Annotated in this window: 18 protein-coding genes; 9 read left to right on the forward strand and 9 right to left on the reverse strand. The window is 60.9% G+C overall.

The window, feature by feature from the left end; all coding sequences use genetic code 11:
* Positions 1 to 5 precede the first annotated feature (5 nt).
* Positions 6 to 2,426 carry a DNA topoisomerase (ATP-hydrolyzing) subunit B gene (gyrB, locus tag GRB80_RS11735; protein ID WP_161424332.1) on the forward strand — a complete coding sequence of 807 codons (2,421 nt, stop codon included), beginning with the start codon at positions 6 to 8 and terminating at the stop codon, positions 2,424 to 2,426.
* Positions 2,427 to 2,568: 142 nt separating this feature from the next.
* Here the strand turns inward: gyrB and gmhB are convergent, their stop codons facing one another.
* The 3 genes from gmhB to glyQ all read right to left on the reverse strand — a co-directional run bounded on the left by gmhB (position 2,569) and on the right by glyQ (position 6,473).
* A complete protein-coding gene (gmhB, locus tag GRB80_RS11740; protein WP_161423691.1) occupies positions 2,569 to 3,180 on the reverse strand; it encodes a D-glycero-beta-D-manno-heptose 1,7-bisphosphate 7-phosphatase in 612 nt (203 codons plus the stop codon).
* 249 nt (positions 3,181 to 3,429) lie between these two features.
* Entirely contained in the window at positions 3,430 to 5,496 is a 2,067-nt protein-coding gene (gene glyS / locus GRB80_RS11745; protein WP_161423692.1) for a glycine--tRNA ligase subunit beta, read from the reverse strand.
* 2 nt (positions 5,497 to 5,498) lie between these two features.
* A complete protein-coding gene (gene glyQ / locus GRB80_RS11750) occupies positions 5,499 to 6,473 on the reverse strand; it encodes a glycine--tRNA ligase subunit alpha (protein ID WP_161423693.1) in 975 nt (324 codons plus the stop codon).
* A 97-nt stretch (positions 6,474 to 6,570) separates the two neighbouring features.
* Here glyQ and rfaD point away from each other — a divergent pair, with 97 nt between their 5' ends.
* Positions 6,571 to 7,527, forward strand: coding sequence for an ADP-glyceromanno-heptose 6-epimerase (rfaD, locus tag GRB80_RS11755; protein ID WP_161423694.1), 957 nt, complete (start codon positions 6,571 to 6,573; stop codon positions 7,525 to 7,527).
* Positions 7,520 to 8,575, forward strand: coding sequence for a lipopolysaccharide heptosyltransferase II (gene waaF, locus GRB80_RS11760; protein WP_161423695.1), 1,056 nt, complete (start codon positions 7,520 to 7,522; stop codon positions 8,573 to 8,575). Before rfaD ends, waaF begins: the two co-directional genes overlap by 8 nt.
* A 7-nt stretch (positions 8,576 to 8,582) precedes the next feature.
* Here waaF and GRB80_RS11765 read toward each other — a convergent pair whose 3' ends face one another.
* The 4 genes from GRB80_RS11765 to GRB80_RS11780 form a co-directional block, all read right to left on the reverse strand.
* Positions 8,583 to 10,262: a sulfatase-like hydrolase/transferase gene (locus tag GRB80_RS11765; protein WP_161423696.1), complete on the reverse strand. Its 1,680-nt coding sequence runs from the start codon at positions 10,260 to 10,262 to the stop codon at positions 8,583 to 8,585.
* Between the two features lie 168 nt (positions 10,263 to 10,430).
* A complete protein-coding gene (locus tag GRB80_RS16475; RefSeq protein WP_272922909.1) occupies positions 10,431 to 10,559 on the reverse strand; it encodes a hypothetical protein in 129 nt (42 codons plus the stop codon).
* A 135-nt stretch (positions 10,560 to 10,694) separates the two neighbouring features.
* Positions 10,695 to 11,549 (reverse strand): glycosyl transferase family 90, encoded by an 855-nt coding sequence (locus GRB80_RS11775; protein WP_237561981.1) that lies wholly within the window; start codon positions 11,547 to 11,549, stop codon positions 10,695 to 10,697.
* A 123-nt stretch (positions 11,550 to 11,672) separates the two neighbouring features.
* The gene (locus tag GRB80_RS11780; RefSeq protein WP_132043446.1) at positions 11,673 to 12,716 is read right to left on the reverse strand and encodes a glycosyltransferase family 4 protein; all 1,044 of its coding nucleotides are present in this window, start codon (positions 12,714 to 12,716) and stop codon (positions 11,673 to 11,675) included.
* A 79-nt stretch (positions 12,717 to 12,795) separates the two neighbouring features.
* On the opposite strand from GRB80_RS11780, the gene GRB80_RS11785 reads away from it, so the two are divergent.
* Genes GRB80_RS11785 through GRB80_RS11795 form a run of 3 tightly spaced genes read left to right on the forward strand, consistent with a single transcriptional unit; the run spans position 12,796 to position 15,274 of the window.
* A complete protein-coding gene (locus GRB80_RS11785; protein WP_161423698.1) occupies positions 12,796 to 13,545 on the forward strand; it encodes a glycosyltransferase family 2 protein in 750 nt (249 codons plus the stop codon).
* Positions 13,542 to 14,699, forward strand: coding sequence for a glycosyltransferase family 4 protein (locus GRB80_RS11790; protein ID WP_202597217.1), 1,158 nt, complete (start codon positions 13,542 to 13,544; stop codon positions 14,697 to 14,699). The genes GRB80_RS11785 and GRB80_RS11790 overlap by 4 nt, the downstream gene beginning before the upstream one ends.
* Entirely contained in the window at positions 14,687 to 15,274 is a 588-nt protein-coding gene (locus tag GRB80_RS11795; protein ID WP_161423699.1) for a YrbL family protein, read from the forward strand. The genes GRB80_RS11790 and GRB80_RS11795 overlap by 13 nt, the downstream gene beginning before the upstream one ends.
* On the opposite strand, the gene GRB80_RS11800 is transcribed toward GRB80_RS11795, so the two are convergent.
* Entirely contained in the window at positions 15,262 to 15,993 is a 732-nt protein-coding gene (locus GRB80_RS11800) for a 3-deoxy-D-manno-octulosonic acid kinase (protein ID WP_161423700.1), read from the reverse strand. The two genes, GRB80_RS11795 and GRB80_RS11800, sit on opposite strands and share 13 nt — an antisense overlap.
* Between GRB80_RS11800 and GRB80_RS11805 the strand changes: the two genes are divergently transcribed.
* The 3 genes from GRB80_RS11805 to waaA are packed head-to-tail and all read left to right on the forward strand — an operon-like array spanning position 15,992 to position 19,792.
* The gene (locus GRB80_RS11805; protein ID WP_161423701.1) at positions 15,992 to 17,095 is read left to right on the forward strand and encodes a glycosyltransferase family 9 protein; all 1,104 of its coding nucleotides are present in this window, start codon (positions 15,992 to 15,994) and stop codon (positions 17,093 to 17,095) included. The two genes, GRB80_RS11800 and GRB80_RS11805, sit on opposite strands and share 2 nt — an antisense overlap.
* Positions 17,085 to 18,515, forward strand: coding sequence for a bifunctional D-glycero-beta-D-manno-heptose-7-phosphate kinase/D-glycero-beta-D-manno-heptose 1-phosphate adenylyltransferase HldE (gene hldE, locus GRB80_RS11810; RefSeq protein ID WP_161423702.1), 1,431 nt, complete (start codon positions 17,085 to 17,087; stop codon positions 18,513 to 18,515). Before GRB80_RS11805 ends, hldE begins: the two co-directional genes overlap by 11 nt.
* A complete protein-coding gene (gene waaA, locus GRB80_RS11815; protein ID WP_161423703.1) occupies positions 18,515 to 19,792 on the forward strand; it encodes a lipid IV(A) 3-deoxy-D-manno-octulosonic acid transferase in 1,278 nt (425 codons plus the stop codon). Before hldE ends, waaA begins: the two co-directional genes overlap by 1 nt.
* 24 nt (positions 19,793 to 19,816) lie before the next feature.
* On the opposite strand, the gene rpiA is transcribed toward waaA, so the two are convergent.
* Positions 19,817 to 20,491 carry a ribose-5-phosphate isomerase RpiA gene (gene rpiA, locus GRB80_RS11820; RefSeq protein WP_161423704.1) on the reverse strand — a complete coding sequence of 225 codons (675 nt, stop codon included), beginning with the start codon at positions 20,489 to 20,491 and terminating at the stop codon, positions 19,817 to 19,819.
* Positions 20,492 to 20,525 lie beyond the last annotated feature (34 nt).

A 20,525-nucleotide genomic window follows, 5' to 3' on the forward strand; every position in this document is an offset into this window, starting at 1 on the left:
AGTCAATGAGCGAACAGGCCTACGACTCATCGAGTATCAAGGTTCTCAAGGGGCTCGATGCCGTACGCAAGCGTCCCGGCATGTATATCGGCGATACCGATGATGGCACCGGGCTCCACCATATGGTGTTCGAGCTGGTGGACAACTCCATCGACGAGGCGCTGGCCGGATACTGCAGCGAGATTCGTGTCGTTATTCATCCCGATGAGTCGGTGACGGTGAGCGATAACGGCCGTGGAATCCCGACGGATATTCACGAGGAAGAGGGAGTTTCTGCCGCCGAAGTGATCATGACGGTACTGCATGCCGGCGGCAAGTTCGATGACAACTCCTACAAGGTTTCCGGTGGTTTGCATGGCGTCGGCATCTCGGTAGTCAATGCGCTGTCTGAGGAGCTTCGCCTGACGGTGTGGCGTGCCGGCAACGTCCATGAGCAGCTCTATCGCCACGGCGTGCCCCAGGCGCCACTGTCGGTGGTGGGCAAAACGGAAAACTCCGGTACACGCGTGCACTTTCGTCCCTCGGCAGAGACCTTCGGCAATATCGAATTTCACTTCGATATCCTGGCCAAGCGTCTGCGTGAGCTCTCCTTCCTCAATTCCGGGGTGGCCATTCGCCTGATCGATGAGCGCTCCGGTAAGGAGGAGTTGTTCCACTATGAAGGCGGCCTCAAGGCCTTTGTCGATCACCTCAACACCAACAAAACGGTCCTCAATCCTGTTTTCCACTTCAATACCGAGCGTGATGACGGTGTCGGGGTAGAGGTGGCGATGCAGTGGAGTGACTCCTTCAACGAGAACATCTTCTGCTACACCAACAATATCCCGCAACGGGATGGTGGCGCACACCTGGCAGGCTTCCGCGCGGCACTGACGCGGACCCTCAATGGCTATATTGAGTCGGAAGGGCTGCTCAAGAAGACGAAGATCAGTACCGCCGGTGATGATGCGAGGGAAGGGCTGACGGCGATCATCTCGGTGAAGGTGCCGGACCCCAAGTTCTCCTCCCAGACCAAGGATAAGCTGGTCTCCTCGGAGGTCAAGACGGCGGTAGAGCAGGAGATGGCGCGCCTGCTTGGCGAGTATCTGATCGAGAAGCCCAATGAAGCCAAGGCGATCGTCAACAAGATGCTTGATGCCGCGCGTGCCCGTGAAGCGGCACGCAAGGCGCGGGACATGACGCGGCGCAAGGGGGCCTTGGATATCGCCGGTTTGCCAGGCAAGCTGGCCGACTGTCAGGAGAAGGACCCCAGTCTGTCGGAACTGTTTCTGGTAGAGGGTGACTCCGCCGGTGGCAGTGCAAAGCAGGGCCGTGATCGCCGTACCCAAGCTATCCTGCCGCTAAAGGGCAAGATCCTCAACGTCGAGAAGGCGCGCTTCGACAAGATGCTCTCGTCGGCAGAGGTCGGCACCCTGATCACCGCTCTGGGCTGTGGTATCGGTCGCGAGGAGTTCAACCCCGACAAGCTGCGCTATCACTCGATCATCATCATGACCGATGCCGATGTGGATGGCTCGCATATTCGTACCCTGCTGCTGACCTTCTTCTTCCGGCAGATGTCGCAGCTGATTGAGCGAGGCCATGTGTTTATTGCCCAGCCTCCGCTCTACAAGGTGAAGCGTGGCAAGCAGGAGCTCTATCTGAAAGATGAGCAGGCGATGACCGACTACCTGACCACCACGGCTCTGGATGGCGCTCGCCTCTATGTCAATGCCGATGCGCCAGGTATCAGTGGGGCCCAGCTCGAGTCACTGGTCGACCAGTATCGTGATGTCATGCGCCGCATCGAGCGTCTATCGAGAGTCTACCCGGACGAGGTGCTGCGCAAGATAGTGCATGCCCCGGCTCTCGACGGTGAGGTGAGCCTGCGTGATCGAGTCACCATGCAGAACTGGATCGAGGGGCTGCAAACCGAGATGGACGCGCAGCTCGCCTATGAAGGTGGACCGCGTTACAGCTTCCATCTCGAGGATGACAGTGAGCGAGGCCTCTACCTTCCGACGGTGACGATTGCCGCCCATGGCGTGACGACCGACTATGTGTGGGGAATCGATTTCTTTACCAGCGCCGACTATCGCGCCATGACGAGCCTCGGCGAGACCCTGAGCGGGCTTCTGGAGGAGGGCGCCTATGTGGCGCGCGGGGAGCGCAAGCGCACCGTATCGAGCTTCTACGCTGCTCTGGAGTGGCTGATGAATGAAGCTCAGCGTGGCCTCTCCATCCAGCGCTACAAGGGGCTGGGTGAGATGAATCCAGAGCAGCTTTGGGAGACCACCATGAATCCCGAGACGCGCCGTATGCTGCGCGTCTCCATCGAGGATGCCGTGGGCGCCGACATGATGTTCAATACCTTGATGGGTGATGAGGTGGAGCCGCGTAGGGACTTTATCGAGCGCTTCGCCCTGGTGGCCAATCTCGATGTCTGATTGCATGTTTCACGTGAAACACTACCCATCGCCCTGATGCCCGTCATCAGGCCTCTTGGAAAGGCCCGTCATCGATAGCGATGACGGGCCTTTTCATCTCTGTACCTCAATGAGTGGGAAGGCTGAGCCGGGCTCTTGCACCTCACGCTTTATTTCCATCCTCGCTCTCACTCCCACGTCCACTGTCACCCCCATCTCCTAGCAGCCAGCCGACGAAGTCGGCCAGGCTGTCGAAGATCAGCGTATCGTTATTCGAAGCGGCCAGCTCGGGATGTTGCTCAAGGGTGCGCTGACCCTTGCCGGTGCGAACCAGGACGGGACGACAGCCCTTGGGGGCTCCGGCCTGAAGGTCGCGCAGGCTGTCTCCCACCATCCAGCTTCCTGCCAGGCCACTCAGCTGCAGGGCATCGCGAATCTGCTCCAGTAGCCCGGACAGCGGCTTGCGGCAGCGGCAGTGGTCATCGGGACCGTGAGGGCACCACGCGATATGGGCAATCTCGCCACCGGCCTCGTTTACCCGGCGGCAAAGCTCCTCATGCATCTCTGCCAGGGTTTCCTCGGTGTAGTAACCACGAGCAATGCCCGACTGATTGGTTGCCACGGCTACCGTCCAGCCGGCCTGGCTCAGGCGCGCGATAGCTCCGATGGCGCTGGGGTAGGGAATCCACTCCGCCAAGGATTTCACATAGTCATCAGAATCCTGGTTGATCACGCCATCTCGGTCGAGGATCACCAGGCGATCGTTGGTATGCACGGCACCGTTTCCTTTTCGCAGGGTTGGTTGGTGGTTGCACGCAGTGTTTCACGTGAAACATGGCCTGCCAAGGAGCAAGGAGCAAGGGGTGGCTGGCTATATGTGTGGCGTTGCGTGACTGGAACGGCAATGTTTCACGTGAAACCTCACCATGAATGGCAGCCCATGTTCCATGTGAAACACCAGGGTGGCCAGATACAAGAAGGCCGGCAGTTGTAGCTGCCGGCCTCGATGGTGCTACGGGAGCGGTTACTGCTGGAGCTGCGCGATATCGGCAACCTCGAGGAACAGTGCCCGCAGGCTGGCCAGCAGGGCGAGCCGGTTGCTGCGTACCCCCTCATCATCGGCCATGACCATCACTTCATCGAAGAAGGTATCAACCGGTTCACGCAGGCCGGCCAGGACATCCAGTGCCTCCTGATAGCGCGCCTCGTTGAGCAGTGGTGTGACCTTGTCTCGGTGACTGACTACCGCGTCGTGGAGCCTCTTCTCGGCAGTTTCCTGCAGCAGCGTGGCATCCACGGTGCTGCTCACCTCATTGGCCTGTTTGGCAAGGATATTGGAGACACGCTTGTTGGCAGCGGCGAGGGCGGCGGCCTCGTCGCGACCGGTGAACGCCTCTACCGCGCGCAGGCGGCGAGCGAAATCCAGCGGACGAGTCACGGGGCGTGCACGCACCGCCAGGTAAGCCTCGGTTGAGATGCCCTCACCCTGACCCCAGGCGCGGAAGCGGTCGAGCATGTAGGCAAGCACCTCATCCACAAGGTTCTCGGCGTATGGCAGCTCCTGGTGCTGGGCCGCGGCCAGCTCGAGCAGCTCACGGAGGTCGAGTTGCAGTTCCCCCTTGACCATGATGTTGAGCACACCGATGGCGGCGCGACGCAGCGCAAAGGGATCCTTGGTACCGGTGGGGCGGGCGCCGATGCCGAAGATGCCGGTCAGGGTGTCGAGGCGGTCGGCCAGGGCCAGGGCCTGGCCGGTCCGACTCTGCGGAGTGGCATCGCTCGCGAATCGGGGGAGGTACTGCTCCTCCATGGCCTGGGCCACCTCGGCCGGCTCACCATCCTGAGCGGCGTAGTAGCGACCCATGGTGCCCTGGAGCTCGGGAAACTCGAGCACCATCTCGGTCACCAGGTCACACTTGGCAAGTTCGGCGGCGCGGCGTGCATGGCTGACCTCACCGCCTAGCTGGCCCGCGATAAAGGCGGCCACGGCGGCGGTACGGTGAGCCTTGTCGGCGAGGGTGCCGAGCTGCTTCTGGAATACAACGCCCGAGAGCTCGTCGATTCGAGAGGCCAGGGTGCGCCTGCGGTCGGTATCGTAGAAGAAGGCGGCATCGGCAAGACGGGGGCGAATGACCTTCTCGTTGCCCTCGATGACGCGGTCGGGCTCACTGCTGTCGATGTTGGAAACGGTGATAAACAGCGGCTTCAGCTGGCCTTCGCTATCGAGCAGGTGGAAGTACTTCTGGTTCGCCTTCATCGAGGAGATCAGACACTCGGCCGGTACCTCCAGGAAGCGCTCGTCGAAGCTGCCAGTGAGTGCCACGGGCCACTCCACCAGACCGCTGACTTCCACCAGCAGCGCCTCATCGATGACTGCGGTGGCCTCCTGCACCTCCGCTTCCGAAAGCACCTGCTCACGGATACGCTCGCGCCGTAGCTCGCGGTCGGCCAGAACCCACGCCTGCTCCAGGGTGGCGAGATAGTCATCGGCATGGGCCAGCTCGATGGGGTCGGGAGCATGGAAGCGATGGCCACGCGTTGTGCGGCCGGCCTTGAGGCCCAGTGCCTCGGCATCGATGATCTCGTTGCCATAGAGCACGACCAGCCAGTGTGCCGGTCGGGAAAATTCCACCCGTGAGGCACCCCAGCGCATGTTCTTGGGTACCGGCAGGGCGGCGACGGCTTTCTTGAGGATGGCCGGCAGCAGGGCAGCGATACTCTCCCCCTGCTGTTGTTCGCGATACCCCAGCCAGGTGCCCTTGTCGGTTTCCAGGTGAATCAGTTCATCCACGCTGACGCCGCAGGAGCGAGCGAAGCCTTCGGCGGCCTTGGAGGGCTGGCCATCCTTGAAGGCAGCGGCCAGTGCCGGACCACGCTTCTCCACCACACGGTCGGGCTGTTTGCCGGCCAGGGACTCGATCTGGACCGCCAGACGACGCGGCGTGGCGTACGCACGTACTTCGCCATGCTCGACATCGGCATCACTCAGGCCGCGGCGCAGCCCTTCGGCCAGGGCGTCGGAGAGGGCGTCGATGGCGTTCGGAGGAAGTTCTTCGACGCCCAGTTCAACCAGTAGGGTGTTGGCAGCCATGCTCAAGCGTCTCCCTGTTCAAGCAGTTCGCGGCGCAGTGCCTCGGGAGCCAGCGGGAAGCCGGCGGCCTTGCGCGAATCGAAATAGGCGTGGGCCACGTCACGGGCCATGGTGCGTACGCGCAGGATGTAGCGCTGGCGTTCGGTCACCGAGATGGCGTGGCGGGCATCGAGCAGGTTGAAGGTGTGCGAGGCCTTGAGCACCTGTTCATAGGCAGGCAGCGGCAGATTGGCCTCGAGTAGCCTTGTGCAGTCCCGCTCGTGCTGGTCGAAGGCACCGAACAGATAATCGACGTCGGCGTGTTCGAAGTTATAGGCGGACTGCTCACGCTCGTTCTGCAGGTAGACATCGCCGTAGCTGACCCTGGAACCATCCGGGGCAGTGGTCCACACCAGATCGTAGACGCTGTCCACGTCCTGCAGATACATGGCGATACGCTCGAGGCCGTAGGTCAGCTCGCCGGTCACGGGAAAGCACTCGATGCCACCGGCCTGCTGGAAGTAGGTGAACTGAGTCACCTCCATGCCGTTGAGCCACACTTCCCAGCCCAGGCCCCAGGCACCCAGGGTGGGGGACTCCCAGTTGTCCTCGACGAAACGGATGTCGTGAACCAGGGGGTCGAGACCCAGGTGCTTGAGAGAGCCGAGATAGAGTTCCTGGAACTCGGCGGGGGAGGGCTTCATCACCACCTGAAACTGGTAGTAGTGTTGCAGGCGGTTGGGATTCTCGCCATAGCGGCCGTCGGTCGGACGACGGGAGGGCTGCACATAGGCGGCGTTCCAGGTCTCGGGCCCGATGGAGCGCAGGAAGGTCGCCGGATGGAAGGTGCCGGCACCGACCTCCATGTCCAGCGGCTGCAGCACCACGCAGCCCTGATCGGCCCAGTACTGCTGCAGGGCCAGGATCAGACCCTGAAAGGTTGAGACGTCTGGCGCCGGCCCGGAGGACGAGGTCGACGTTGGTGTCGCGAGTGTCATTGGAAAAGCACCGTTGGCCATGAATTCACAGGGCGTCAAGTATACAATCACCGGAAGATCGGTTATAGGCGCACGCCCCGAACAGAGGAATCTCTCCATGATCGTAGTGACAGGCGGGGCCGGCTTCATCGGCTCGAATCTGGTCAAGGCACTCAATCAGCGTGGCCATCAGGATGTGATGGTGGTCGACGACCTGAGCGACGGCACCAAGTTCGTCAATCTGGCCGATTGCAGCCTGGGTGACTATCTGGACAAGGATGACTTCCGCCAGCGGGTAGAGGCCGAGTTGCGCGGAGAGCCTGCCAGGCTGCCGGAGATTGAGGCGATCTTTCATGAGGGGGCCTGCTCCGATACCACAGAGTGGGATGGCCGCTTCATGCTCGATAACAACTTCGAGTACTCCAAGGTGCTGCTGCACTTCTGTCAACAGCGGGGGATTCCCTTCCTCTATGCCTCCTCGGCGGCCACCTACGGCGGCAGCGAGGTGTTTCAGGAGGCGCCGGAGCACGAGAAGCCGCTCAACGTCTATGGCTACTCCAAGCTGCTTTTTGACCAGTATGTGCGTATCCACCGGGACTCGTTCCGCAGCCAGGTGGTGGGTTTCCGCTACTTCAACGTCTATGGTCCCCGAGAGCAGCACAAGGGCAAGATGGCCAGCGTGGCCTATCACCACCATACCCAGATCAGCGCCGGCCAGGACGTCAAGCTGTTCGGCGCCTGGGACGGCTTCGATGCCGGCATGCAGAGCCGCGACTTCGTCTACGTCGGGGATGTGGTGGACGTGAACCTGTGGTTCCTCGACAACCCCGAGGCGTCCGGCATCTTCAACCTGGGCACCGGCCGTGCCGAACCCTTCAAGGCGATCGGTGAAGCGGTGATCGATTACTATGGCCATGGGGCCATCGAGTACATCGACTTTCCCGATGAGCTGAAGGGACGCTATCAGAGCTATACCCGGGCCGATATTTCGCGGCTGCGCGAGGCTGGATACGATCGCGAATTCCGCACCGTGGCCGAGGGGGTACGCGAGTACCTGGAGTGGCTGAATGGCTGAATCGGCTTCGTGGGGGGAGACAAGCGGCGAGCGTATCCTGGTGGTCGGCCCCTCCTGGGTCGGCGACATGGTGATGGCCCAGAGCCTGTTGATGACGCTGCGTGACCGTCACCCTGGGTGCACTCTTGCGGTGATCGCGCCGGGCTGGTCGTTGCCGATCCTCGAGCGCATGCCCGAGGTGGATGAGGCGATCGCCCTGGACGTGGCTCATGGCCAGTTCGGCTGGTCCGTACGCCGTGAGGTGGCTCGCGGGCTGCGGGGTCGTTTCGATCGAGCCATCGTGCTGCCGCGCTCCTGGAAGTCGGCGCTGGTGCCTTTCCTGGCGGGTATTCCACGACGCATCGGCTTCCATGGTGAGCAGCGCTTTGGTCTGCTCACCGAGCGTCGGCGTCTTGACAAGAGCGTGCTCGATCAGACAGTGAAGCGCTTCGTCTCCCTGGGGCTGTCCGCCGAGGAGACGGCCATGGGCAACTTCGCCATACCTCAGCCTCGGCTGATGGTGGACGCGGATAATCAGGCCGCCCTGCGCGAGCGCCTGGGGCTTTCCGCGTCACCGGCCATCGGCATGATGCCGGGTGCCGAATACGGCCCCGCCAAGCAGTGGCCGCTGGAGCACTTCCGCAGCCTGGCCGAGGCGCTGATAGCGGAGGGGTTCGAGGTGCGAGTGCTGGGAGGGCCCAAGGATGTCGAGGCGGGTGAGGCGATCGTCGATGGGCTGATGGGTGCCCATAATCTGTGCGGCAAGACACGCCTCGCCGACGCCGTGGACCTGCTGGCCGACTGCGAGCAGGTGGTCACCAATGACTCGGGGCTGATGCATGTGGCGGCGGCGGTGGGCACTCGCGTCCAGGCGCTCTACGGCTCCTCGTCGCCGGCCTATACGCCGCCGCTGACCGATAACGCCGAGATCCACTATCTGGCCGTTGAGTGCTCGCCCTGCTTCGAGCGTACCTGCCCACTGGGTCATACGCGCTGCCTGGTGGAGATGGCCCCCGAGCGAGTGCACCGGGCGATTCACGCGTGGCGGACCATCATCGCAAGGAGCTGATGCGCGGTTAGTCCTTGCCGGAGTTTGCTTCATCAGCAGTATTGCCGAGCGCATCCAGAATCTGCCGGGAAGCAGCCTGGCTGCTTCCCTGCTGTCTTCCCTCGGGTATCAGGCCTTCCCATAAGCGCTGCTGCAGGGCGGTCTCTTCGTGCATGCGGGCCGCCAGGTCGGTCAGGCCATGCTGCTCCACCAGGGTCGGCTGCGCGGAGAGCAGGGAGACACCCAGCCCAGCCCGGTGGCGCTCGATGGTATAGCCCATCGCCTCCAGGATGGTGGGGAAAAGATCGATAGTGGCGGCCTCGCGATGGGTCCGCTGGCCGGCCTCGATACCTTGGCCCAGCAGCATGAAGGTGTTGTCACGCTCGCCGGCGACCAGTTGCTCCCAGGCCGACACGCGCATCGTCAGGTGGTCGCTGGCGATCACCACCAGGGTGTTTTCCAGCAGCCCCTCGTTGTCGAGTCGGTCGATCAGGTCGAAGGCGAGCCAGGCCGAACACTCCACGGAGTAGAGGATATCCTCGCCGTCGAACTCGCCCTGACGCTTCCGACAGGCCCGGGCTGGATAGCCTCTGGGCGCATGGGCGGTGAGGCTGAGGTTGACCACTCCCCAGGGGCCGGCATCTTCCGCCTCCAGGCGACGAATCTCGCTGGCGGTGAACTCATACACGCTGTCATCAAATAGCCCCCAGTCGTTGACATAATCGGGTTCCGCGAGGCGAGGCTCGAGGCTGGCCCGACCCATCACCCTGTCGAAGCCATGATCCTCGTAGAAGATCCCCTTGCCGGCGAACTCGGTACTGGCGCCGCCCAGGAAGCTGAGACGGTAGCCCTGTTCATCAAGCAGGTCTCCCAGGCATCGAATGCCGGGAACCACGCGGCCGAGAGGCTCGAATTGGTTGTCGTGGAGCAGGCCCGCGGGCATCAGCGGTGTGCCACACTGGCTGGCGATCATGCCGGCCATGGTCCAGCCGGTGTTCTCCAGCTGGCGTATTCCTTCGAAGACATGACCGCGTCGGCCCAGGGCATCGAGGAAGGCATAGGCATCCCCGAAGCGCTGGCGGTCGGCATAGGTGCGCTCCATGCTTTCCAGATAGAGCAGCAGCAGGTTGGGAGGACTTTCCGGCGCCTGCTGAATCGTTGGGGTCACATAGCGACGATCCAGCCAGGCGCCGTCATCGGTGACGATGGCCGCACTGCGTTGCCCCATGCTATAGAAGAGCGGGTTGCTGGCGATAAGTACCAGTGCCAGCAGGCGGTCGATGAGGCGCCAGCGGTGGTCACGGCGCACCAGCCAGGTATAGGCAGCGAGCAGGGCCAGCATTGCCAGAGTATAGAGCACCGCCGCCAGTATGCGGCTGCTGCCGCCGTGCTCGGCGATCCCGGCCTGGAGGTGGAAGAAGATCGCTCCGATCTCGACGATGCCGAAGCTCTCGGCCAGGTAGACGTAGACGCCCCACAGGCAGAGGGGCACCAGCGACCAGGGCCAGACTCGTCGGGGCGGGCGTCGCGTGGCTGGCTTTCCCCAACGCAGCAGCCAGCCAAGGCCCAGCCAGAGGCCTGTGATGGGGATCACGCTCCACAGCGGCAGCACGGCCACGGTAGCGATGGCATAGCCAAGGCAAGCCCCGATGACGAGCAGGGACCACCAGCGGGGATGTTTGAGCCTGTTCGGGTTTGCGAGTTGCATGAGTCTCTTCGATAGGGATTGGGTGGCGGCCTTTCAGCTGCATCCACGGGCTCTGTCAGGAAGATTGGTGGAGCGCGTAGGCCTTCATGTACTTCCAGAATACGCCATTGGCGTTAGAGTTGACGATGGCATGAATGCTCCCGCCGTGATGCAAGCCGCTTTTCGGGTTCATGTGGAATTGGCCAGATCCAGCATACGCCCGACAGGACTACCAACTAGATAAATCATCGCGATGAAGTTAGCCTCGTTTCGGTAGCCGCGTGCGCGTAAATGGACCGCTTGGAACAGGCCGTCCATGCCACACCTCCTATCGTTGTGGAGGTCATATTCTGGCCTAGCTCATGGGGGGCGTATTCCACATCTGTTGTCGAAGACCCCAATTTCTTTTCTGTACTGCATTGAATATCGTGCTCTTTTTTCGAATTCCTTGCCCTATACGGACTGTTGAGTTTGTATTAGATATCGTTCAAAAACTTGTAGAGAAGCAAGCATTTCTTGCTGAGGGTGAAAAAAATCTGAAATATATCGGTTGGCATTTTTAATGATTGCTTCGGCTTCTTTAGGATGGGATAGGTAGTAGTCGATTTTTTCCTCTAGATCAGAGAAATCGTCACTTACTTCCACATAATGGTAGCCAGGAATTAATGTGCCTTCCATAAACCAGGTTTCATATATAGGGCGCCTCATGAAGCATAATGAATTGGATGCCATTATCCACTTCAAGTTAGTGGCAACGTCGTTTCCTTCGATGCTAAAGATAAATTTATGTTTAAGTTGCTGTTCGATTGTCATGAACGGCTTTCGATATGCGGCCGTTACGTTTTTATCATCTGTAGCGCCAACATCGCAGCGTGGCAAGTTATGACACTTTTCCAGAAAATGTTGCCGATGGGGCTGATGTGCCGCACCCCGCCATACCAGAGTGTCCTTCTTAGCACCGTAGTCATAGGTATCCTTAACTTTGTAGAAGTGGCGAACGCTGTCAAGTTTAAGGAGTACCGAGTTACAATTTTCACCGCGAATGGGACGGCTCTTTACGAATGTAGGTACATCAGGGACGAAGGTCTTGTCACCAAAGCGATAGTGATACATTGCGTTAGTTGGAAAATACTTTGCTACATTATAAAAGTCGATATGATAGGTAGATTTTTTTAAACTTAGAGAAAAGTCTTGATTATTAACTGCGTTATTAGAGAGTGTCGTTGGGGTGTCAATCTTATTGTAGTAAGTTACCCTTGATATAATCGCTTCTTGGTTAGTTATAGGTAGAGCATCAAACGTGGCCATCAGCGCATCGCGCCGATGCCGAAATAAGCTTCTGGGTGGTAGGGCAGCCAGCAGGCCACAGGTATAAAACATTAATTTGTGCGCCCGGTAGGCATTTTTTCCGCTTACCATGAAAGATAGGCCCTAAGCAGTATGGGATGAGGAAAGTGGAGAATAAAGTGCCATGTAGGCGTTGGCCATGGCCTCCGGTGTGTACATGTCCAGGCCCTGAGTGGCTTTTTTCACAAGCGACTGGCGTAGCGTCGTGTCTCGTAGCTTGATTAGATGATCGGCTAGTGTTTTACCGTCACCTGGGGGAAACAAGAGTCCCGTTTCTTCGTGGTGAACAATGTCTGGGATGCCGCCCGTCTGGCTAGCTACCACTGGCACTTCTGCCCGCATGGCGTCCAGCAATACTGATCCTAGCCCTTCGTTACGAGAAGGAAAGGCAAAAATATCCAATGCCGGAAGGTAGTTGCCAATGTCGGACTTGAAGCCGGCCCAGATTACATTGTCCAGTTTGGCGCTTTCTTGCTTTAGTTTGACCTCATCCTCACCTTGGCCAAAAAACACGAACAGCATGTCCGGCTGTGAGTGCTGTAGTCGTCGAGCGGCGTCGATCAGGACACGCTGCCCCTTGTGTCGATCCACCAGGGCGCCAGCGTGGCCAACCAGGAATCGACCGGGATAGCGTGCACGGAAAGCGCGCGCTATGTCGGGATCCGAGACTAGTGGAGTAAAGGCGCTGGGAATTCGTGCCACCGGATGCGGGCTTAGCGGCTGGATATTCTCGGCAATAATCCGAGATAACGCTACGCAGCGATGCGCTTCACGGTAAAAAACTCTGTTGCTGAGTTTGTCTTTGACTGGCGTATCCACACGACGGGTAATCAGGTAGGGAGTGCCAAACAGTCGATGGTGTAGCCAGGCCCAATGTACAGCCTTGGCGTCATGAGCATGGATCAATGTGGTGCGCTCGGCTTGCCAGTGTCCGGCCAACTGGTGGCGAGCACTGACAAATCGCAGACCGTGGGTTGTGGCCAGCTCTGCGCGCAGAGGCGAATCGGGCCGGCACACTAGCGTCTGGGATGATATCTCTGCCTTGTTGGCCAGTGCCTGGATCAGCAGCACCGTTTGCCGCTCGCCGCCGCGAAACCCCCGGGCCAGGTTGGCATGGATGATGTGCAAAGCCGCCTCGTAGAAAGTTTGTGGGTATAATGACGACTATAGTAGCATCCGATGTCTATTCTGGCAGGGTGGTTTTCATATGCTCTCTGAGCTAAGCGCCGTGATCATCACGCGCAATGCATCGGCAACCCTGGGCCGCACCCTGGACTCGCTTGAAGCCCTGGGGGAGGTGGTAGTTTACGACAATGGCTCTATCGATGGGACTCTCGAAATTGCTCGTCGCTACGCCAACGTATCGCTTCACCAAGGCGACTTTCTTGGCTTTGGCCCGACCAAGCGCCATGCCGTGTCGCTCGCTCGCAATGAGTGGATTGTCTCGTTGGACGCCGACGAGGCGCCCACCAGCCGCTGGCTTGAGGCGCTGGACGGCTGGCTGCCCACCGCTGATGCGGACCAGGTGGTCGAGGTGCGGCGTGAAAACTGGCTATTGGGTAAGCCCGTGCACTATTCGGGTTGGGGTAATGACTGGCTGGTACGTGTCTTTCATCGCCAGCGACATAACTTCAATGATGCCATGGTGCACGAGTCAGTGAAGGTTGCTAAATCCACTTCGGTCGTTCGTTTAGACGGTTGCCTTGAGCATCTGGCTGTCACCGAACTTGGCCAGTTTTTGGATAAGATAAATCGTTATTCGGATATTCGTGCTAAATCGGACGCGTTGCAGGTATATCCTGTAGCGGTGATTTTATTAAAGTCCATGTTTGCTTTCTTGCGCACCTATCTTTTGAAGCGAGGTTTTCTCGATGGCTGGCGTGGTTTGGTGATCGCCGTGGCTAATGCAAACGGTGTGTTCTGGAAATATATGAAGCGTCGTGTTCGAGATATATGAACGCGCCGACCCATGAGGCCGTGCCAGTGAAAATAGCCCTAGTACATATGCGCCACGCTGCCTCCGGCGGTACTGAGCGCTTTCTCAATGAGCTGTCACGCTACCTGGCAGAGCGTGGTGAAGACGTTACAATCATCTGCCGCTCCCATGTGGCACCTGCACATCCGGCCATTCGGTTTGTTCGCCTGCGCCCGTTCAGTATCGGAAAAGCCCAGCGTATGTGGCGCTTTGCTGAGGCGGTAGAACGTCACGTTAAGACAGCCGACTATGACCTGGTCTACGGACTGGGAAAGACTTGGACTCATGACCTGCTGCGCATCGGTGGTGGCACTGTCCATCACCATCTTGCCTCGAAGCCGAAGCGTCAGTGGCGGTGGAAGGATAGGGTGGCTGCGCGAATTGAGGCCCGGGCCATGGCGCCTGGCGCCTTTTATCATGTGGTATCAAATTCTCGGCAAAGCGATCATGAGATTGCCGAAGCGTACAATGTACCTGCTGAGCGACGTTCCGTAATTCATAACTTTGTCGACACTCATCGTTTTGACCGCACACGGCTCAGTGATGATGTTGGTGCTCTTTCCCGGGAATTAGGATTGGATGATCAAGTTCCTGTTTTTCTGTTTTTGGGCACCGGTTATCGTCGTAAGGGGCTGGAGCCAACGCTGGAAGCCTTCTCTCGGCTCGACCAGGAAGCCATCTTGCTGGTGGTTGGGCGTGACTCTCGGCAGGCTCGGTATCAGGAGCTCTCCCAGCGTCTCGGCATAGCAGATAAATGCCGTTTCCTGGGTGAGCAGCCTTCACCCGAACGATATTTTTCCCTCGCCGACTGCTACGTGCTGCCTGCGTATTATGAGCCATTTGGCTTTACCGTACTTGAGGCACTTTCCTGTGGTGCACCAGTTATAACTACCAAAAAGTGTGGCGCTAAAGAAGTGGTAACGTCAGAGGTGGCAACGGTCATCGATCGCCCAGATGACATTGGGGCACTCACCGACGCTATGTCTCATTGGACCAGGCATAAAGGTGATGCTGAGCTGAAAAGTCGCTGCCGAAAGTTGGCATTGTCCCTCGATATAGAAGAAATCATGGCCCAGAACTACCGATGCATTCTTGACGTATGCCAGCAAAAAAAGGCGGCTAAATGCCAGATGTAAGGAATTGGAAAATCATCGGCCGAGGAGATGAGCGCATCTGCTATCTGCACCCAAATAATCCAGCTCGCTGCATCAAACTCAGCAGGATAGAAAAGGCCAAGCAGACTCATCGAGAACTTCGATATTTCCGGCTCTTGAAGCGTAGGAAAGTTCCCTTCACATACATTCCTGAGTTCTTCGGGATAGTGAAGGATGATGAAGTGATTGGAATCGAGCAGCAGCTAGTGCTGGATGAGAGTGCCGAGGTACCACCCAGCGTGGCAGGCTATCTGACCAAACAGCTGACACCGGAGCAAGCCCGCCGCTTCTGGGCCGGTCTCGATGCGCTTAAGTGCTATTTGCTGGCTTACAATGTAGTGCCCTGTGATCTGGTGATGAGTAACCTGCTAGTGATCGAGCGGTCAAATACCACTGACGTTATGTTGATTGACGGTCTCGGCGCTTCGGAACTCATCCCTTTGCCAGAGTATGTGCCTTGGCTTGGTCGACGCAAGATTCAGCGTAAGTGGGCCAGATTCATGGCTAAAACGGTTAAGCCGCACTTTTCAGCCACTCAGGGGTGTCAGGCACTGTAACCTTCGGTATACCCTTCGGAGACCTGTTTGACAGCATTTCTTGCTGTTACACAATTGGTCAATTTGTCTAGTGAGCGCTCCAGCCGCTCGAGGTTTCTGCCCTTCCAGTCACCATCCCGGCGCAGCCGGCAACGATCCAGGTCGATCAGCCACACCTTGCCGCTGTTATCCACCAGCAGGTTGCGGGCATTGAGGTCGACATGGTCGAGGCCTGTATCGTGGAAACGGCGGATGGTGACACCGACCCGTTGCAGCAGCTCGTCATCGGCTTCACCATTTTCCAGCAGGTTGGCCAGGGCGCGGGCGCCGGGAATGCGCACGGTGAGTAGCGCGGCCTCATAGGTCAGACCATGGCGGGTGACGCTGGCGGCGACCGGTCGCGGAACCGGCAGGTCACGGGCAAGCAGGTCGGCGGTGAGACGCATTTCGCGAAAGGCGCGGGTGCGCTCCAGGCCGGTCCATAGATAACGGGCATCACTGAAGCGTGCGACCATGCCGCCGCGGCGGTAGGGGCGCAGTACCCACTCTTCTCCGGTGCCGGCATCCAGAAAAAGGCTGGCCCCGCGACCCGGGGCCTGGCCGGTGACCCGGCCTTGCGCCAGCCACCAGTCGGGATCGAAGGTTGCCGGGCCGATTTGAGGCACCTGGTCGGCGTCACATAGACTGTCCTTATCATATAGAATGTAGGACTTTCCCGTTCTCAATGTTGCCAAGCGCATGAAGCATCCTCTGCCCGCCCAACCCCGCCATATCGGCGTGCTGCGACTCTCCGCCCTGGGTGATGTCTGTAATCTGGTACCGACGGTTCGCGCCCTGCAGCGCCAGTGGCCCGAGGCGCGCATCACCTGGATCGTCGGCAAGGCCGAGCACAGTCTACTGGCGGGCCTCTCCGGGGTCGAGTTCGTGGTCTATGACAAGGCCAGCGGCCTGGCCGGCATGCGCGCCCTGTGGCGCGAGCTGTCTGGTACCCGCTTCGATGTGCTGCTGCATATGCAGCAGGCCCTGCGAGCCAGCGTGTTGTCACTTGGACTCAAGGCCGACGTGCGAGTGGGCTACGACAAGGCCCGCGCCAAGGATGCGCAACACTGGTTCACCCACCGTCAGCTTGCGCCTCACCCACGCGCCCATGTGCTCGAGTCCTTTCTCGACTTCGCCCGGCTGATGGGGATCGAGGAGCCGAGTCTCGAGTGGAATCTGGCGATACCCCCGGCGGCCCATGACGAGGCGCGCTCGCTTACCGGCGATACCCGTTATCTGTTGATGAGCCCATGCGCCAACCCGCGACTGCGCAACTTCCGCAACTGGTCCGCCGAGGGGTATGCCGCCGTGGTCCAGCACGCCTGGGAACAGCATGGCCTGCGCACCGTACTGACTGGGGGGGGCAGCACTCAGGAGCGGGAGGTAGGGGAGCGTATTCAGGCCCTCTGCCCGGCCGAGGCAATGATTGATGCCATCGGCAACACCTCACTCAAGGGGCTGCTGGCGCTGATCGATGCCGCCGAAGCCGTCATCGCTCCGGACTCAGGCCCCGTGCATATGGCCAACGCGCTGAATACGCCGACGGTGGGGCTCTATGCCACCACCAATCCCGATCGAGCCGCGCCTTACCGCTGGCGTGATTTCGTGGTCAATCGCTACCCTCAGGCGGTGCGCACCTACCTGCACAAGGAGGTCGAGGATCTACCTTGGGGCCAGCGAGTGCGGCATCCCGATGCCATGTCGCTGATTCGCGCCGATGATGTGATCGAGCGCCTCGAGGCGGCCCTGCAGTATGCCGCCGACCACTCCACGCAAAGGACGCTTGCCGACGATGAGACTTGATCTGACCGCCCTGGAGCACTCCCGTCTACTGGTGGTGGGGGATGTCATGCTCGACCGCTACTGGTACGGCGGTACCTCGCGTATCTCACCCGAGGCGCCGGTGCCGGTGGTGCGCGTCGAGGAGAGCGAGGACCGCCCCGGGGGCGCCGCCAACGTGGCACTCAATATCTCCTCCCTGGGTGCCCATGCCGCGCTCTCCGGCCTGGTGGGTGATGACGACAACGCCGACCGCCTGATGAGCCGCCTGGAAGATGCCGGAGTGAGGACTCACTTCCAGCGCAGCCCGGGTGTGCCAACGATCACCAAGCTTCGCGTGATGAGCCGCAACCAGCAGCTGATCCGCCTCGACTTCGAGGAGGGGCTGGGGGAGACGGACACCGCCGGGTTGCTGGAGCGGGTGAAGGCGGCGCTGCCGGACAATGACCTGGTGATCCTCTCCGACTACGGCAAGGGAACGCTCAGCCGCGTCGAGGAGCTGATCCGCCTGGTGCGGGCCAGTGGCAAGCGGGTGCTGGTGGATCCCAAGGGGCGTGATTTCTCGCGCTACCGTGGCGCCAGTGTGATAACTCCGAATCTGGCGGAGTTCGAGGCGGTGGTGGGGCACTGCCGCGACGATGCCGAATTGGCCGAGCGGGGCGAGGCCCTGCGTGCCAAGCTCGAACTGGAGGCGCTGCTGATCACTCGCAGCGAGAAGGGGATCACCCTGATCCGTGAGGGGCACGAGCCGCTTCACCTGCCCACTCGGGCGCGAGAGGTTTATGACGTCACCGGTGCCGGCGATACCGTGATCGGCGTGCTGGGTCTCGCCCTGGCGGCCGGGCATGGCTTCCCCGAGGCGATGACCCTGGCCAATCTGGCCGCCGGTCTGGTGGTGGCAAAGCCGGGAACCGCGACCCTCTCCATCGCCGAGCTCTACACCGCTCTGCATGGCGACAAGCTGGCCGAGTTCGGAGTGATCGAGGAGCCGACGCTGATCGACGCGGTGCGTGCCGCCCAGGCGCGTGGCGAAAGGGTCGTGATGACCAACGGCTGCTTCGACATCCTTCATGCCGGCCATGTGGCCTATCTGGAGCAGGCCCGCCGGCTCGGTGATCGACTGGTCGTGGCGGTCAACGATGATGCCTCCATCGCGCGTCTCAAGGGTCCCAAGAGGCCCATCAACCCACTGGCGCGTCGCATGCAGGTGCTCGCCGGCCTGGGTGCCGTGGACTGGGTCGTCTCCTTTGGCGAGGAGACTCCACAGCGGTTGATCGAGGCGGTACTGCCCGACGTGCTGGTCAAGGGTGGCGACTACCGCCCCGACCAGATCGCCGGCGGCCAGGCCGTGCGTGACGCCGGAGGTGAGGTGCGAGTGCTGGGCTTCGAGGATGGCGTCTCCACCACGGCGATGATCTCCACCATCCTCGACCGCGAGAGCTGATGGGCTGGCCCCGGCAGGCCTACTCCGCGGCGCTGCATCTGGCGGCTCCCCTGCTATGGCGGCGTCTGCGCCGTGAGCATGGACTCACTGACCCCCGGTCGTTGCGGCTGGGGCGCATTCCAGAGACGCCTTCCGACACGCGCATGCTGTGGCTGCACTGCGCCTCGGTGGGGGAGGTGCAGGCGGCCAGGCCGTTGATCGAGAAGCTTCTCTCACGCTATCCCGGCCATTCCCTGACCGTGACTACCATGACCGCCACCGGTGCCGAGCGCGTCCGTGCGCTGGCCGAGGGGCGGCAGGATGGTCGGCTGAGTCATCACTTCGTGCCCCTGGACTTCCCGCGCGCCGCGTCGCGCTTCGTCGAGCGCCTGCGGCCCGAGTTGGCGCTTTTCTTCGAGACCGAGCTGTGGCCTAACCTGCTTCACGCCTGCCGCCATCGCGAGATACCGGTGGCGGTGGTCAATGGCCGACTCTCTGCACGCGCCCTGGAAGGCTATCGGCGGCTGCGTCCGTTGATGCGTGAGGCGCTGGGCTGTGTCGACTGGCTGGCCGCCAAGTCCAGTGAAGACGCCGCACGCTTTGCCGAGCTCGGCATGGCGCCGCGGCGTACCACCGTGGTGGGCTCGCTGAAGTTCGATGTCGGCCTTGAGAGTGGTGATCGACAGGTAAGTGAGCGCTTGCGTCAGCTGCTGGGGCGGCCCCGGGTCTGGGTGGCTGGCTCTACCCACGCGGGCGAGGAGTCGCGTCTGCTGGCCGCTCACGCTCTGCTGCGGGAGCACACTCCCGAGGCCCTGCTGGTGCTGGTGCCGCGCCATCCACAGCGCTTCGATGAGGTGGCGAGCCTGTGCGAGTCCCACGGGGAGGTGCCGGCTCGGCGCTCTCGAAGCGAATGGCCCGGGCAGGCTACCTCGGTCTATCTGGCCGACACCATGGGGGAGCTCTCCGCGCTCTATGGCGCGGCGGACCTGGCCTTTGTCGGTGGGAGCCTGGTGCCGGTGGGTGGTCACAATCTGCTTGAGCCTGCGGCCCTCGGCGTACCGGTGCTTACCGGCCCCGAGCTGGCCAACTTCACGGATGTGGCAGAGGCCCTGCGCGGCGCCGATGCCCTGGTGGAGACACCCGATGAAGAGGCGCTCGGCGAGGCGCTGATAGCGCTGTTTGCCGACCCGGCCGAGCGCCGCCGCCTCGGTGAAGCGGGGCGCGATGTGGTGGCCGCCAACCGTGGGGCCCTGGCAAAGACCCTGAAGGGGCTGGACAGGCTGTTACCGTCGAAGTGAGTGCTCACTTCGCCTCGAGGCCTATCAGGCAGGGGAGAGGCGCTCCACACCCTGGGCGGTTCCCAGCAGCAGCACATCGGCACCACGGGCCGCGAACAGACCATTGGTGACCACCCCCACGATGGCGTTGATGCGTGCCTCCATGGCCTGCGGGTCGTCGATCATGAAATCGTAGCAGTCGATGATCTGGTTGCCATTATCGGTGACCACCCCCTCCCGATAGACCGGGTCGGCACCCAGCTTGACGAGTTCACGGGCCACGTAGGAACGGGCCATGGGAATCACCTCCACCGGCAGCGGAAAGGCACCCAGGCGCTCGACCCGCTTGGTGGCGTCGGCGATGCACACAAACCTCTCGGCACAGGCGGCCACGACCTTCTCGCGAGTCAGCGCCGCGCCACCGCCCTTGATCATATGTAAGTGAGCGTTGACTTCGTCAGCGCCGTCGATATAGAAGGGCACCGTGCCCACGGAGTTGAGCTCGAATACCTCGATGCCATGGGTGCGCAGTCGCTCGGCGCTGGCTTCGGAGCTGGCCACGGCACCGGCAAAGTCGTGACGCAGTTCGGCCAGGCGGTCGATGAAGCGGTTGGCGGTGGAGCCGGTGCCGATACCGAGCACGGTGTCGCGATGCAGGTGGGGGCGCACCTCATCGATGGCGGCCGCCGCGACGGCATCCTTGAGCTCATCCTGGTTCATGGGGCGTTCTCCTGAGGGAGTGGTGAATGGTTGT

Origin of the sequence: Halomonas icarae (assembly GCF_009901955.1) — a bacterium.
In the GTDB taxonomy this organism is placed as follows: domain Bacteria; phylum Pseudomonadota; class Gammaproteobacteria; order Pseudomonadales; family Halomonadaceae; genus Halomonas; species Halomonas icarae.

Coding starts and splice junctions, on each gene's coding strand:
- gyrB (WP_161424332.1), top strand. CDS start 6: ATGAGCGAACAGGCCTACGACTCATCGAGTATCAAGGTTCTCAAGGGG.
- glyS (WP_161423692.1), bottom strand. CDS start 5,496: ATGGCTGCCAACACCCTACTGGTTGAACTGGGCGTCGAAGAACTTCCT.
- glyQ (WP_161423693.1), bottom strand. CDS start 6,473: ATGACACTCGCGACACCAACGTCGACCTCGTCCTCCGGGCCGGCGCCA.
- rfaD (WP_161423694.1), top strand. CDS start 6,571: ATGATCGTAGTGACAGGCGGGGCCGGCTTCATCGGCTCGAATCTGGTC.
- waaF (WP_161423695.1), top strand. CDS start 7,520: ATGGCTGAATCGGCTTCGTGGGGGGAGACAAGCGGCGAGCGTATCCTG.
- GRB80_RS11765 (WP_161423696.1), bottom strand. CDS start 10,262: ATGCAACTCGCAAACCCGAACAGGCTCAAACATCCCCGCTGGTGGTCC.
- GRB80_RS16475 (WP_272922909.1), bottom strand. CDS start 10,559: ATGGACGGCCTGTTCCAAGCGGTCCATTTACGCGCACGCGGCTACCGA.
- GRB80_RS11775 (WP_237561981.1), bottom strand. CDS start 11,549: ATGGCCACGTTTGATGCTCTACCTATAACTAACCAAGAAGCGATTATA.
- GRB80_RS11785 (WP_161423698.1), top strand. CDS start 12,796: ATGCTCTCTGAGCTAAGCGCCGTGATCATCACGCGCAATGCATCGGCA.
- GRB80_RS11790 (WP_202597217.1), top strand. CDS start 13,542: ATGAACGCGCCGACCCATGAGGCCGTGCCAGTGAAAATAGCCCTAGTA.
- GRB80_RS11795 (WP_161423699.1), top strand. CDS start 14,687: ATGCCAGATGTAAGGAATTGGAAAATCATCGGCCGAGGAGATGAGCGC.
- GRB80_RS11805 (WP_161423701.1), top strand. CDS start 15,992: ATGAAGCATCCTCTGCCCGCCCAACCCCGCCATATCGGCGTGCTGCGA.
- GRB80_RS11800 (WP_161423700.1), bottom strand. CDS start 15,993: ATGCGCTTGGCAACATTGAGAACGGGAAAGTCCTACATTCTATATGAT.
- hldE (WP_161423702.1), top strand. CDS start 17,085: ATGAGACTTGATCTGACCGCCCTGGAGCACTCCCGTCTACTGGTGGTG.
- waaA (WP_161423703.1), top strand. CDS start 18,515: ATGGGCTGGCCCCGGCAGGCCTACTCCGCGGCGCTGCATCTGGCGGCT.
- rpiA (WP_161423704.1), bottom strand. CDS start 20,491: ATGAACCAGGATGAGCTCAAGGATGCCGTCGCGGCGGCCGCCATCGAT.